Origin of the sequence: Neobacillus sp. FSL H8-0543, assembly GCF_038592905.1 — a bacterium.
Lineage (GTDB): Bacteria > Bacillota > Bacilli > Bacillales > Cytobacillaceae > Neobacillus.
Map to the genome: position 1 here is coordinate 2,977,385 of NZ_CP151943.1, position 13,861 is coordinate 2,991,245.

General features: G+C 39.3%; 12 protein-coding genes. 9 read left to right on the top strand and 3 right to left on the bottom strand.

The window, feature by feature from the left end; genetic code table 11:
* Nucleotides 1-117 precede the first annotated feature (117 nt).
* Together NSS81_RS14705 and NSS81_RS14710 are read left to right on the top strand one after the other, a co-directional pair.
* Complete coding sequence (locus tag NSS81_RS14705) at nt 118-444, top strand: PadR family transcriptional regulator (RefSeq protein ID WP_342429429.1); 327 nt, start codon at nt 118-120, stop codon at nt 442-444.
* An 83-nt stretch (nt 445-527) separates the two neighbouring features.
* A complete protein-coding gene (locus NSS81_RS14710; protein ID WP_342429430.1) occupies nt 528-1,148 on the top strand; it encodes a hypothetical protein in 621 nt (206 codons plus the stop codon).
* 98 nt (nt 1,149-1,246) lie between these two features.
* Here NSS81_RS14710 and NSS81_RS14715 read toward each other — a convergent pair whose 3' ends face one another.
* Nucleotides 1,247-2,980 carry an ABC transporter ATP-binding protein gene (locus NSS81_RS14715; RefSeq protein ID WP_342429431.1) on the bottom strand — a complete coding sequence of 578 codons (1,734 nt, stop codon included), beginning with the start codon at nt 2,978-2,980 and terminating at the stop codon, nt 1,247-1,249.
* 200 nt (nt 2,981-3,180) lie between these two features.
* Between NSS81_RS14715 and NSS81_RS14720 the strand changes: the two genes are divergently transcribed.
* Nucleotides 3,181-4,092 (top strand): DUF4309 domain-containing protein, encoded by a 912-nt coding sequence (locus tag NSS81_RS14720; protein WP_342429432.1) that lies wholly within the window; start codon nt 3,181-3,183, stop codon nt 4,090-4,092.
* 344 nt (nt 4,093-4,436) lie between these two features.
* Here the strand turns inward: NSS81_RS14720 and NSS81_RS14725 are convergent, their stop codons facing one another.
* A complete protein-coding gene (locus tag NSS81_RS14725) occupies nt 4,437-4,916 on the bottom strand; it encodes a redoxin domain-containing protein (protein ID WP_342429433.1) in 480 nt (159 codons plus the stop codon).
* A 262-nt stretch (nt 4,917-5,178) separates the two neighbouring features.
* Between NSS81_RS14725 and NSS81_RS14730 the strand changes: the two genes are divergently transcribed.
* From NSS81_RS14730 to NSS81_RS14745, 4 genes are read left to right on the top strand one after another with little or no spacing between them, the layout of a single operon-like run.
* Entirely contained in the window at nt 5,179-6,129 is a 951-nt protein-coding gene (locus tag NSS81_RS14730) for an ABC transporter permease (RefSeq protein WP_342429434.1), read from the top strand.
* Nucleotides 6,122-7,072, top strand: a complete 951-nt coding sequence (locus NSS81_RS14735; protein ID WP_342429435.1) for an iron chelate uptake ABC transporter family permease subunit — start codon at nt 6,122-6,124, stop codon at nt 7,070-7,072. The genes NSS81_RS14730 and NSS81_RS14735 overlap by 8 nt, the downstream gene beginning before the upstream one ends.
* A complete protein-coding gene (locus tag NSS81_RS14740; protein WP_342429436.1) occupies nt 7,069-7,830 on the top strand; it encodes an ABC transporter ATP-binding protein in 762 nt (253 codons plus the stop codon). Before NSS81_RS14735 ends, NSS81_RS14740 begins: the two co-directional genes overlap by 4 nt.
* 18 nt (nt 7,831-7,848) lie before the next feature.
* Nucleotides 7,849-8,796, top strand: a complete 948-nt coding sequence (locus NSS81_RS14745; RefSeq protein WP_342429437.1) for a siderophore ABC transporter substrate-binding protein — start codon at nt 7,849-7,851, stop codon at nt 8,794-8,796.
* Between the two features lie 116 nt (nt 8,797-8,912).
* Here NSS81_RS14745 and NSS81_RS14750 read toward each other — a convergent pair whose 3' ends face one another.
* Nucleotides 8,913-9,398: a hypothetical protein gene (locus tag NSS81_RS14750; RefSeq protein ID WP_342429438.1), complete on the bottom strand. Its 486-nt coding sequence runs from the start codon at nt 9,396-9,398 to the stop codon at nt 8,913-8,915.
* 155 nt (nt 9,399-9,553) lie between these two features.
* On the opposite strand from NSS81_RS14750, the gene NSS81_RS14755 reads away from it, so the two are divergent.
* Together NSS81_RS14755 and NSS81_RS14760 are read left to right on the top strand one after the other, a co-directional pair.
* Nucleotides 9,554-11,110 (top strand): FMN-binding glutamate synthase family protein, encoded by a 1,557-nt coding sequence (locus NSS81_RS14755; RefSeq protein WP_342429439.1) that lies wholly within the window; start codon nt 9,554-9,556, stop codon nt 11,108-11,110.
* Nucleotides 11,111-11,407: 297 nt separating this feature from the next.
* Nucleotides 11,408-13,783 carry a M14 family zinc carboxypeptidase gene (locus tag NSS81_RS14760; RefSeq protein ID WP_342429440.1) on the top strand — a complete coding sequence of 792 codons (2,376 nt, stop codon included), beginning with the start codon at nt 11,408-11,410 and terminating at the stop codon, nt 13,781-13,783.
* Nucleotides 13,784-13,861 lie beyond the last annotated feature (78 nt).

Here is a 13,861-nt window from a genome sequence, read left to right on the forward strand (position 1 = left end):
TGTTTAATTAACAATTATTTTACCAAAAGTTTACAACTAATTACTTTGACAGATAGAGTAATTTCTAGTAATATTGCTCTATCAGATAGAACAGTGAATAATTAAGGAAGTGATACTATGATCAGAAGCGATATAATTCGCGGACACTTAGATTCTATTATCTTGCGCCTGATTTTTGAACGAGACAGGTATGGCTATGAAATATCTAAGGAAATCAGCTTACGTACGGACAACCGCTTTCAAGTAAAAGAAGCAACACTCTATGCTGTTTTTCAACGATTAGAGAAAAAGGAATTAATCCAATCCTATTTGGGGAATGTTTCTCAAGGTGCGAAACGGAAGTATTACAAAATCACGAAACTTGGAAAAGTTTATTTAAAAGAAATGATTGACGAATGGATAGAAACCAAACGAATTATCGATATCTTTAGTGATGCAAGATGATGGTCGATTCTCGCGACGCGGTTGGAGTATCTTCTTCTTCAGGCTTGTCAAATTCACCGAGTCAAAAAGGAGGTATTCAATAGATGGGTGAAAAAAAGATATATATTCTTTTTACGGCGACAGGCTCATGGTTAACAAAGCTGATTCAGTTATATACTAGAAAAACGTATAATCACGTATCCCTATCATTTGATGAACAATTAAATGAAACCTACAGTTTTGGCCGTAAAAAAGCGCACAATCCATTTATTGGCGGATTTGTACGTGAAAAAATAGCTGAGGGGTTATTTAAAAAGGCAACCTGTGAAGTTTACAGTTACACAATCTCTGAAACAGAATATAACCAAATGAAACAAAAGGTCCAATATTTTGAAGCAATGAAAGATTTATACCGATACAATTTTATAGGATTATTTGCCATTATATTTAATTATGATTTAAAAAGAAAAAATGCTTTTTTTTGTTCGCAATTTGTTGCAACCATACTCAATGAAAAAAAACATGTGATTGATAAATCACCCAACCTGTGTACACCTCAAGATTTAATGGATGTGGAGCAACTACAATTAGTATACCAAGGTCCATTAAATGCATACCCATATCAGGATATAAATGAAGAAACCCTGGAAACCCTTTTAGAATTAAGACCTTGGAACCCCATTTTATATAATTCCCATGATTTTATAAATAGCCCCTATGTTTAATAGCAAGAATATGGCATAAAGACATGTAAAAGCGGACTTTCTAAAAATAGAAAGTCCGCTTTTACAATATAATGGATTTAGAAGGCAATCCAAATGGGCTATGCCAATTGTTGTTCAGCAAATTCATGATATAATGCATGTGTTTGTGTTAATTCGTGATGGGTGCCGATGCCTGTGATTTGTCCTTTTTCGATAAATATTATTTTATCCGCATCGACGATCGTAGATAATCGGTGGGCGATGACAAAGGTGGTGCGCCCTTCCATTAATCTGGTTAACGCTTGTTGAACCACACCTTCGGATTGACTGTCTAAACTAGCCGTTGCCTCATCCATCATCAGTATTTTAGGATCACGTAAAAACGCACGGGCAATGGCGATTCGTTGCCGCTGACCGCCGGAAAGTTTCACACCGCGCTCACCAACCTCCGTATCCAATCCTTTCGGAAACGACTGAATAAATTCATCGGCATAAGCCATTTTTGCAACTTCCCATAGACGTTCGTCTGAAATATGGTCATCATCATCTAAGCCGTAACATAAATTTTCACGAATGGTCCCAGCCATCATTGCACTTTCTTGAGAAACATAACCAATTTGACTTCGCCAAGAGGCAATTGATAGCTTATTTATAGGTGTATCCCCAATTCGGATTGTACCTGAAGTAGGTTCGTAAAACCGTTCGAGTAGTCCAAACACGGTTGTTTTACCGCCACCGCTTGGTCCAGCAAAGGCAATCATTTCACCAGGCTGGGCTTCAAACGACACCTTCTGAAGGACAGGCTCGTCCTCACTATAAGCAAATGACACGTCTTGGACTTGAATCGGCTTGTTGGAAATATCTACGTCTAACCCCGCTTGTCCTTCTTCGGCAGGCAAGTCCAAAATATCGATAATCCGCTCGGTTGCACCCTTTGCCTTTTGCAATTGTGTAAAGAACATTGCAAACGACGTAATCGGAAAAATGATTTGGAATAGGTAGAGTAAAAAGGCAACGAGGGACCCCGTCGACATCGTTCCATTCGCCACACGCATTCCGCCATACCCAATAATTGTTACAATCACAATCATGACAACTAGGTACATGATTGGAGCGATTAATGCTGTAATACGAGCTTCCTTTAGTCCGAATCCAAGTAACCTATCGATACCAGATAAGCCTTTTGTTTCTTCGAATTTTTCAGCGGTTGAGGATTTCATTAAACGGATTTCACTAAGGGTTTGCTGAATATTCCCTGTGAATTTAGCTGTTTCATCCTGAAGCCCCCTCGATATTTTGGCCATTTGGCGGCCGAGCGGGAACATGATGACCATTGTTAAAGGTACAGAGATTAACATCAATAGTGTCATTTTCCAATCCATGATAAGTAAGATGGTGATCGCACCAATAATGGAGATGATGCCGGTAATAAATTGAGGAAAGTGATTAGAAATTAACTCACGAACAATGCTTGTGTCGTTAATGACACGACTTACCGTTTCACCGCTTGATTGTTTATCAAAATAGCTTACTGGTAACCGAATTAATTTTAACCACATCCGCTCACGCAGCCGGGCGACAATTTTTTGACCGACCAGGCTTAATAAGTAAATAGAGGCGCCGTTAATAATCGCTTGGAAGATAAATGCCACCCCAATCCCGATTATGAGTGGGACGCTTAACGAAGAAACGGAAAATCCGTCTACTAAATTTTTGGTGAGGACTGGTACAACAAGACCGGCAAGCGTAGTAATCAGACTGGCAGTTAGACCGATAATAAGTGCTAATTTAGGAATTTTAGTTGATAAAATTAAGGAAAAAAACGGCTGTAAGCCACGATCTTGTTTGTTCATTTCGATTTGCTCCTATCATATGTAGCCAGGGTAGATTACAAACTTACTATGTATCATTTTACCTATAAATGAGAGAAATATCTAATTTAGAGAGCCGTTTGCGCTGACCTTGGAAAAAGATGAGTTTTTAGCAATTTCAAATACTACTTTGTAACATTAAAGCATAGTAGAAAGTCTAAATGGGTAGGAGGTGTAGCGAATTGGTTAGGGCAAAAAAACTTTCTTTGATTTTGCTTCTATTATTAATAACTGCTTGTGATGATTCAAAAAAACTAGAAGTACAACCGATAGATGATGTATATGGAAATCAAACCGAATTAGAGCCAAAAGAAGTTGAACCTACAACGTACTTACTTAATGAGATAATGGAAAAAGCCAAAAGAGGCTTCGTAATAGGCAGCGAGTTTGGTGCAATGGATAACACGATAAATGAAGTAAAGGAAAAGTGGGGAGAGCCTGATAGCGTGGATCGAGCTGGTTCTGGTTATTATGCAACCTATGGAAAGGTAGGAATAACCTTTGGCTATAACGAGCAAGGTGAAATCTTTGATGTACGTTCCTATTCAAAAGAGCTTCAAGAGCTCACATTTACTAACATAGAAGAGGTAGTAGGAAGACCAGAAGAAAAGAAAGAGTACAATAATGACTATATTTACACTTATAAAGTAACCTCGGATCTTCAACTAAAGTTTGTAGGCCCAAAGGATAATGAAGTAATAGATCATATTTCAGTATTTAATCAAAAAAGAACGATGAAAGAAGAGGAACCATATCCCCTTGAAATTAAAGGAACTTCGAATCAACTTTCCCATACTGCATGGGGAAAAATGCTGGAGTGGCGAAAAAACATCATAGCTTTTTCTAAGGGGGAGGAAAATGTCTTCATAAATGGTCCAAATAAGAAGATGGTGGCACTAACCTTTGATGATGGACCGGATACTGTTACTACATCAGCAATTATAGATATTTTAGAAGAATACAACGTTATCGGGAATTTCTTTTTCGTTGGTAGCAATGTGAAAAAATATCCTGAGGTTGTAAACCGTGCCTATAAAAAAGGAAATTTAGTTTTAAGTCATAGCTATGATCTGTTGGACTGGACGAATTACTAAAATTGAAGGCTTATAAATAACTTCTCGTATGGGTTTTGATACGAAGATGTCCTTCATCAACCTTATGAAGGACACCTCACTCGGGTTTTGATACGGAGATGTCCTTCATCAACCTTATGAAGGACACCTCACTCGGGTTTTGATATGGAGATGTCCTTCATCAACCTTATGAAGGACACCTCACTCGGGTTTTGATATGGAGATGTCCTTCACTTCAATCTTATGAAGGACATCAAGTCTGAATCAGCGCCGTTTTGTAAAAATCTAAAATGAAATTTAATCAAAAAACAGCAATCCATAAAAAAACATCTCTCAAAAGCTTGAGGGATGTTTTTTTCGGACAGCTATTGTTTTGTTAACTTCTCAAGTTCTGTAAAAACCGCCTCATAATCCTCTTTCTTATCCGCCTTGAATGAAGTATTTATGTAACTTATCACACCCTCTTTATTGACAACAAAGACAGAACGGATGGCAACTTCGCCTTTTTCGTTAAACACCTTATAGTCTTTAACGGTTTGTCTATGCCAATCTGAAACTAAAGGATAAGGCAATTTCCCCATACTTGCAGCAAAGACGTTGTGCGAATGGATATGATCGACACTAACTCCCAGCACTTCGGCATCTAATGCTTGAAATCTTTTGTAATCCTCTTTCCAAGAGGATATTTCTTTGATTCAGCCAGGTGTAAAGTCCATACCATAAAAAGCGAGGACTACATTCTTTTGCCCTTTATAATCGGACAATGATAGCTTTTCCTTTGTTGTTGCAGGTAATGAAAAATCAGGTGCAACATCCCCGATACTCAAAGACGCTTCCAAGTTCAAACCTCCTTTAGAAGATTGCTTACCTCGATATTTTCTCCATTATTAGATGAAATTAGACTTTTATGGATTAAATTGACATGGATCAATGCAAATACAGGTTAATACTATGCGCATGTCACAAATTGTTCGGAATCTAGTGAAAATAGTTCTCATTTACATATTGACGGAAAACCTCTCGATGTTATAATCATAATGTAAGTAACTGATAATGATTTTCAATATCACTAAATATGCTAGAAAAATAGAAATGTTGGGGTAAGCGATGAAAAAACGATACTTACTACTTGGGTTGCTTGTCTTGTCTGCTACTTCATTGTTTGTAGGCGTCAGCAGCATATCACCTTTAGACTTATTTGATTTCCAATCAGAAGAAACGCAAATTTTCCTAATCAGCAGGCTTCCAAGGCTAGTCGCTATTTTACTGGCAGGAGCAGGGATGAGTATCGCTGGTTTGATTATGCAGCAGCTTAGCAGAAACAAATTTGTCTCACCGACGACGGCTGGAACATTAGATGCTACACGTTTAGGGATCCTCGTTTCAATGCTATTGTTTGCAAATGCTTCGATGCTAGAGAAAATGGCGGTTGCCTTTGTGTTTGCGCTTGCTGGAACATTTTTGTTTATGAAAATTCTTGACCGAATCAAATTTAAAGATGCAATCTTCATTCCGCTTGTAGGTCTTATGTTTGGTAATATTTTGTCCTCGGTTACAACTTTTTTTGCTTATCGTGCCGATGTCATTCAAAATATGTCCGCCTGGCTGCAAGGTGATTTTTCAATGATAATGAAGGGAAGGTATGAACTCCTTTATATAAGTGTTCCGATATTAATCATCTCTTATTTCTATGCTAACCGTTTTACAGTGGCTGGAATGGGAGAGGACTTTTCAAGAAATCTTGGGCTGGCCTACCGACGTGTCGTGAATATTGGTCTAATCTTAGTAGCGCTTGTTACGACAACGGTTGTATTAACAGTAGGGATTATCCCATTTCTTGGCTTAATCATTCCAAACATTATTTCGATTTTTAAAGGGGACCATTTACAAAAGACATTACCGCATACTGCGCTTTTAGGTGCTATATTCCTTCTGATTTGCGATATTTTAGGCCGGGTGCTTATTTTTCCATATGAGATTTCGATCAGTCTCATGGTGGGTGTAATCGGAAGCGGAATTTTCTTATACTTACTTTTCAGGAGGAAGGCATATGCGTAACACGATAAAAATAGCCGTCCTCACCTTGATCGCTGTGGGAGCTTGCGCCCTCTACTTATTTCATGATTTAAACGGAAGCTTTGATTATGCTCTGCCAAAACGAGCAATTAAAGTTCTTGCCATGGTATTGACGGGTGTTACAATCGCCTATGCCACCGTCGTATTCCAAACGATAACGCATAATCGAATTCTAACACCAAGTATTATGGGATTGGATTCCCTTTACCTGCTATTACAAACGGTTATTATTTTCTTTTTAGGCTCTGGTCACATGCTTATTGTGAATAAACAGGTGAACTTTTTACTATCTGTTGTAGTCATGATTGTATTTGCCCTTATCTTATACAAATTCTTATTTAAAAAAGGCAATCAACCGATTTACTTTTTATTGTTAGTCGGGATTATTGTTGGAACGTTTTTCTCAAGCATTTCAACCTTTTTCCAAGTCCTGATTGACCCGAATGAGTTTCAGGTTGTCCAAGACCGTATGTTTGCCAGTTTTAATAATATCAACTCTGATTTAGTCTGGCTGGCAATTGCCATTGTCCTTCTTGTAATGATTTATGCCATGCGCTTTTTAAAGTACTTGGATGTTTTATCACTAGGTCGAGAGATGGCTATTAACCTAGGTGTTCCTTATGACACGATTGTGAAACAAGTCCTTATTATTGTCGCAATCTTCATTTCAATCTCAACAGCACTTGTCGGACCGATAACCTTTTTTGGTTTAATTGTAGCCAATCTGTCGTATCAATTTTTCAACACATACAAACATAAGACGCTGATAACTGGGGCAATTCTGATGAGTATCATCGCCCTTGTTGGGGGACAATGGGTGGTCGAACGAATTTTCACGTTCTCGACAACGCTTAGTGTCATAATCAATTTTATCGGTGGTGTCTATTTCATCTACTTACTGTTAAAGGAGAGGAAGTCAGCATGATTTCAGTCCAAGCGCTATCAAAATTTTATGGAAAAAAAACCGTTGTTAAGGATGTAACGATTGATATCCAGCCTCGGAAGATCACGAGTTTTATCGGACCAAACGGTGCTGGTAAATCGACGTTGCTTTCGATGGTAAGTCGTCTGCTTGATGCAGACACAGGGGAGGTACTCATTGACAAAACCGATGTGAAAAAGATGAAATCAAATGAGTTTGCGAAACGAATCTCAATTTTGAAGCAGTCCAATTACATGGATGTCCGTCTGTCCATCCGCGAGCTTGTTTCTTTCGGACGGTTTCCTTACTCGAAGGGGCGGTTAACCGAGGAGGACGAACGGATTGTCAATCAATCGCTGGAGTACATGCACTTAACCGAAATGCAGGATAGTTTTTTAGATGAGTTGTCAGGCGGACAGCGCCAGCGTGCATTTATTGCGATGGTTATTGCTCAGGACACTGAGTATATATTGCTCGATGAACCATTGAATAATTTGGATATGAAGCACTCTGTCCAAATTATGAAAATACTACGCCGTCTTGTTGATGAGCTAGGTAAAACAGTTGTCATTGTGCTTCACGATATAAATTTTGCATCTGTTTACTCTGATCGTATTGTTGCGATGAAGGATGGAATGGTTGTCAAAGATGGACCTACCGAAGAAATTATTCAATCAGATTCGCTAAAAGAAATTTATGATATGGATATTCCGATCCAGCAAATGGATGGCTGCCGTATCTGTGTATATTTTAGTTCATAATAAAGGAGAGATAATCATATGAAAAAGTGGAGCTTTCTAGCAGTTATTTTATCGGTATTTCTTGTATTAGCCGCTTGTGGAGCAAAGGAAGAAGAAAAGGCTTCTGGCACTAAAAGTGATGGGGAAGCAAAGGAAATGACAGTTAAGCATAAACATGGTGAGGCAGTTATAAAAGCAAATCCGGAAAAAATAGTTGTGTTTGACTTCGGAATCCTGGATACATTAGATGAACTTGGGATTGAGGTAACAGGTGTACCGCAAGCATCCATTCCAGCTTATTTGGAAAAATATGCAGACAAAAAATACACAAATGTTGGTAGTTTGAAAGAGCCTGATTTTGAAGCGATTCATGCAATGCAGCCGGATGTTATCTTTATTTCAACACGTCAAGCAGAATTATACGATCAATTTGAGGAGATTGCACCTACTGTATACATTGAACTGGACTATACAAAGTACATGACTTCTTTTGAAGAAAATATGAACTTAATCGGTGATATCTTTGGTAAAAAGGCTGAAGTCACTACAGCTTTAGAGGATATCGAAGCGAATGTCGAGGAGTTAAATAAGAAGGCGTCTGCACTTAACAAAAAAGGCTTAATCGTTTTGGCGAATGAAGGAAAAGTAAGTGCCTATGGACCAAGCTCCCGCTTCGGTATCATTCATGATGTATTTGGCTTTGGTGCTGCGGATGAGAAGATTGAAGTATCTACACATGGTCAAAGTATTTCATTCGAATATATTATGGAAACCAATCCAGACGTATTATTTGTTATTGACCGTAACCAGGCGGTTGGCGGGGAAAGCGGCGCTGAGGAAACGATTGAAAATGAGTTAGTTCAAAAAACGACCGCATATAAGGAAGACAAGATAATCTACTTAAATCCTGACTCTTGGTATCTAAGTGGTGGCGGTTTAAAATCTGTGAAAATTATGGCTGAAGAAATTGAAGCATCAATAGAATAGTATGGGCCGGGCAAATTGCCTGGCTTTTTAATTAATTGAAACAAGTCAGGATGTTTAAGAGGCAATAAGATAATATTTAAAAAGGCTGACACGAATTTTAATGTGTCAGCCTTTTATTATTTTTTTTCTATCTCTACGTCATGTTCCTTCGCTAACGCATTAAGTTTATCCAAGTACTCGTTAATATTCTCTCTTCCTTCGTCTAACATTAAATTGGCTTCATCTATCATACTTGCATCTTGATTATCAATGGCTTCTACGATTTTAACGAAGCCATTAAACTGTTGTTCGGCTCCTGAAAGGTAAATTTCATGTACCTCCCTAAGTTCTTCGGTTTCAATGTCTACCGATTCCAATTCATCGATAAACTTTGTGTAATCTGGAATGATTTCGTTCACTAATGCATCGTAGAGGGTTTGGTCGTCTTGGTAATTCCCCCCTGAAACACTTCCATATGTTGCTATCGCTTGGCTTTCAAGTTGAGCTGCTGTCGTTGTCTTTTCGTTAATATAATCTAGGATGTCATCTTGAACGGGGTCATTAAAACAACCCGCTAAAAACAAAACACCAATACACAACAGTGCCAATATCGATTTTTTCATCTAATCCCTCCCTAATGTAAAGTTTATGAACCATTGGAAGTCCACTATGTTTATCGAAAAATAAAAGCCCTGGTAGTTGGGTGACAGGGATTGTAATAACCCTTTTCTAACACACATAGGTATTAAAGATGACCAGATTGGTAGGGGGGATTTAGTTGGAAGTAACAATATTGATCATTCTTTTGGTCGTGTTTATTGTTGGACCACTTTGTTTTTTACTATGGCTTTATTTTTTATCAAAAAAACCACAGCACTCGATTATTCGCGCCTATCCATTTATGGGGTGGATCCGTTATTTATTAGAACATATTGGGCCAGAGTTACGACAATATTGGTTTGATAATGATAATGCATCACAGCCTTTTTCACGTTCGGATTTCTTAGGTATTGTATTTGCGGCGAAATACAGGAGTGATCTAGTAAGCTTTGGCTCAAAGCGTGATTTTGATAAAGAAGGCTACTATATCGCAAATAGTATGTTTCCTCTCTTACTAGATGAATTACGTGTTGATAATAAGGAAAGGGTCGATGCAATGAAGTACAAAATTGACCACGAGGGGTTATTTACTAGACGTGAACGACTTGAAGGGGATCAGGTAACACGATGGTTATATCAAGAGGATGATGCCATCATTGTTGGTCCGGATAGGTCCGAGCCATGGAGACTACATGGACCTTTTGGAGCATCAGCCATTTCCTTTGGAGCAGTCGGTGAAAATTATATTCTTTCTACAGGAAAAGGATGCAATATGGCAGGAGGGTCATGGATAAATACCGGTGAAGGGGGAATTGCACCAGAGCATTTAGAAAGCGGTGTGGAAGTGGTTGCCCAGATTGGCCCTGGATTATTTGGTTATCGGGATGAAGAAGGAAACTTTTCACTCGCTGAATACAAGTTAAAGGCAAAAGAACCGAATATAAAAGCTTTTGAACTTAAATTCGGTCAGGGAGCCAAGATTCGCGGCGGGCACCTTGAAGGCTCTAAGGTCACGGAGAAGGTAGCGAGGATTCGGAAGGTGGAGGAGGGTAAAACCATCAATTCTCCTAATCGTTTTACCTTCCTGCGGAATGCAACGGAAACATTAGAGTTTGTAAAAATGCTGCAAGAAGAGGGTGGGAAGCCTGTAGGGATCAAGCTTGTTGTCGGCTACCATTCAAATCTGGATGTGTTTTTTAAGGAAATGAATAAACTTGAGATTTTTCCTGATTTTATTACCGTGGATGGTGGAGAAGGAGGGACAGGGGCTACCTATAAATCAATGGCCGATTCGATGGGGCTTCCACTTTACCCTGCGTTAATTATGCTCATTGATAAGGCTCGTGAGTTTGGCGTTCGAGACAAAATGAAGATTTTTGCCTCAGGTAAATTAATTTCAGCCGATAAAATTGCGATCGCACTTGCGATAGGGGCAGATGCAGTAAATTCTGCGCGAGGGTTTATGATTGCGAACGGCTGTATTATGGCAATGGAATGCCATACCGGCAAATGCCCTGCGGGAGTGACGACAACAGACCCGAAATATCAGGATGCCCTTGTACCAGACGAAAAGCAATGGCGGGTAATGAACTACATCATCAACGTAAGGCAAGGCTTATTTGCCCTCTCGGCAGCCTGCGGAATCGACACACCAAGCAAATTCAACAGAGAACACATCGTCTTTAAAGACAAAGAAGGAAAAGTCAAAAGGTTATCTGATATTTTCCCAGGTTGAAAACCCTGGGTGACACACCCCTGGGTGACAGGCACCGCTCGTGGACAAAACGCCCTTTTGTCCGCCTGGGGTGGACAGTTTGTTTTGGCTGCCCTTATTTTTAGGAATATTTAAGTTTCTTTTTCATAGATTAATCGTGTGTGATTTTTTATTAATTCTTTTGTCCTAGTACTGGGGAAAAGAAATTTCTAGTTTAGGTGAAAGGTAGGATGGTGTTTTAATTCTTTCGATAATAAAATAGTTTTACATAATAAAAATACATAGTTGTTTATAAAAATACATATTGGAGGTTAATGAATGAAGAAGAAAAAAATTGCAGGTTTATTAGCTGTAAGTCTATTAACAACAGTTCCATGGACAGCAGGATTTGCGGAGTCGCCAAAATGGACAAACGTAAATGTATACGAGGAGCAGGATGGAAGCAAATTTAATAGTGAAAACTATGAATTTGTGAAATTCTCGCAAATCGGTACAAAGTTGAAAGCCATTGAGAAACAATCGAACCGTGTTAAAGTCGAAGTCCGTGGAACATCAGCGGATGGACATCCGCTTTATGTCGTAACGATTGCAGATCCAACGACTAAAGGAAAGTATGGGAAAATCCAATCACTTAGAAAACAAATGTTTAAGAATCCAGGAAAGGCTCAGGATTGGATTGCTAACAATCCAGACTTCAAAGTCCCAATCATGATCAATGGTTCGATTCATGGTACTGAATTTGTCGGAAGTGACGCTCTTCTTCAGCTTATAGAACGCTTTGCAACTGAAAATGACCAAGAGACGAAAAGTATATTAGAAAATAATATCCTAATTTTCAACGTCGTGCAAAACCCTGATGGACGTGTTGATGCAACTCGATTTAACAGTGAAGGAATTGACTTGAATCGGGACTTTATCACTCAATCCCAACCAGAAACCCAAGAAACGGTTGAGCTTATTAAGGAATGGAATCCGATGGTGTTTCTTGATACCCATGGCTACGTGAAAAATTACGCACCAAACTTACAAGGATTAATTGAACCATGTACGCCGCCACATAACCCTAACTATGAATACGATTTATATAATAAGTGGGCATATGGGCAAGCAGAAGCGATGGAAGCGGAGATTTTGGAGGATAAATCTAGCTACTCTGGTAATCTATATAAAAACATGAACGGTACTTATATTCCACAGCGAGATGATGCAGCAGGCTGGGATGATTACCCACCAATTTTCACACCAATGTACGCGATGTACCATGGTGCGTACGGTCACACCTTAGAAGCGCCAACGAATGATTGGGATGGCGTCCGTTGGATGTATAATGCGATAATGGGTGCCCTGAACTTTGCAACAGAAAACAAGCAAGACATGATTACTGACCAGATTGAAATGTTTAAACGCGGCATCAACTTTGACCATCCTTTCCATGATGAGGGCTTTTTTCCGAAAGCATATATTCTTCCAGTTGATGTGCAGGATCCAACCGTAACGAATAAGGCAGTCAATCACTTACTCAACAATGATATTGAAGTGGTTGAGGCTACGCAAGCATTTAATGCGGATGGAAAAACCTACCCTAAAGGGACGTATCTTGTTCAAATCGACCAAGCAAAAGCTGGATTAGCCAATACGATGCTTTGGGAGGGAGAGGACATCTCGAATGACACACCAGCTATGTACGATATTTCAGCTTGGAGCTTACCAGAGCTATGGGGCTTTGAAGCAGTAGCGACACAAACTTCCGTCGATGTTACTGCAAAAAAAGTAAACCAACTGAATGGTCAAGGCTCAGTTACAGGTAAAGGTCCATTCCTGATTCCAAACAGCTCCGTTAAAGCTATCAATCTAGTAAATACACTGCTACAGCAAGGAGTACCTGTAAAACGTGATTCAGAAGGAAATTACTACACCGAAGCAGCGGCTAATAAAATTTCTGCAGCTGTAAAAGTATCCGGTCTCCAAGTGGACACTATCGCAAAAGTACCAGCTGATGCAACAGTTTTACAAAATTTAAAAGTGGCTATTTTGAGAGATGGCGGTATGGGGAAGGTTCAGTCTCATAGCGGTACAAAACTTGCTCTAAAAAGACTTGGCTTCGCGGTGACAGAAGTAACACCTGTTGAAGTTGCTGAAAACGGTTTGAATGATTTCGATGTGTTTGTCTACAGTGGTACAGAAAGTCTCATTTCTACAAACCTATCTACTTCGAATAAAGAGTTTGGGTTCCAAAATGCTGGTCAACTTGATTTGTTCAAAGCAAATGTTTCCAGTTTTCTTAACGAGGGCGGTAAATATATCGCTATAGGTGCTGCGGCCTCGAGAGCATCGAAAACACTGGGCCTAACCGATGACATCATTAATACCGCTGGATCCAACAGTAACGGAATCGTCAAGGTGAACTATGAAGGAACTGGTTTAACTGCTGGTTATGATCAGGATGACTTTGGTTTTGTCTACCGACCAGTTTGGTATACTGGTACGGACAATGATGAGGTGGTCGCAACATTAGCAAACACTGAGGATTTCTTTGTGGCAGGCCACTGGAGAAATAATAGTGCTGCAAAGGGGCAAGCGGTTATCGTAAAAGAGCAGGATAAAGACGTAACCCTGATTGGCTTAGAAGCTGGTTTCCGTGATCATACGGATTACCTGTTCCGACTATTATCCAATGCTATTTTTGAAAAATAACAGCAAGATAAAGTCTGGTTCAGCGATGAGCCAGGCTTTTATGTCGATTTAAGCCAACAAAAGGAGTTGACCCCGAGA

Bases quoted from the DNA above. Each gene is read 5' to 3' on its own strand.
- NSS81_RS14705 (WP_342429429.1), top strand. From the start codon at position 118: ATGATCAGAAGCGATATAATTCGCGGACACTTAGATTCTATTATCTTG.
- NSS81_RS14710 (WP_342429430.1), top strand. From the start codon at position 528: ATGGGTGAAAAAAAGATATATATTCTTTTTACGGCGACAGGCTCATGG.
- NSS81_RS14715 (WP_342429431.1), bottom strand. From the start codon at position 2,980: ATGAACAAACAAGATCGTGGCTTACAGCCGTTTTTTTCCTTAATTTTA.
- NSS81_RS14730 (WP_342429434.1), top strand. From the start codon at position 5,179: ATGAAAAAACGATACTTACTACTTGGGTTGCTTGTCTTGTCTGCTACT.
- NSS81_RS14735 (WP_342429435.1), top strand. From the start codon at position 6,122: ATGCGTAACACGATAAAAATAGCCGTCCTCACCTTGATCGCTGTGGGA.
- NSS81_RS14740 (WP_342429436.1), top strand. From the start codon at position 7,069: ATGATTTCAGTCCAAGCGCTATCAAAATTTTATGGAAAAAAAACCGTT.
- NSS81_RS14745 (WP_342429437.1), top strand. From the start codon at position 7,849: ATGAAAAAGTGGAGCTTTCTAGCAGTTATTTTATCGGTATTTCTTGTA.
- NSS81_RS14750 (WP_342429438.1), bottom strand. From the start codon at position 9,398: ATGAAAAAATCGATATTGGCACTGTTGTGTATTGGTGTTTTGTTTTTA.
- NSS81_RS14760 (WP_342429440.1), top strand. From the start codon at position 11,408: ATGAAGAAGAAAAAAATTGCAGGTTTATTAGCTGTAAGTCTATTAACA.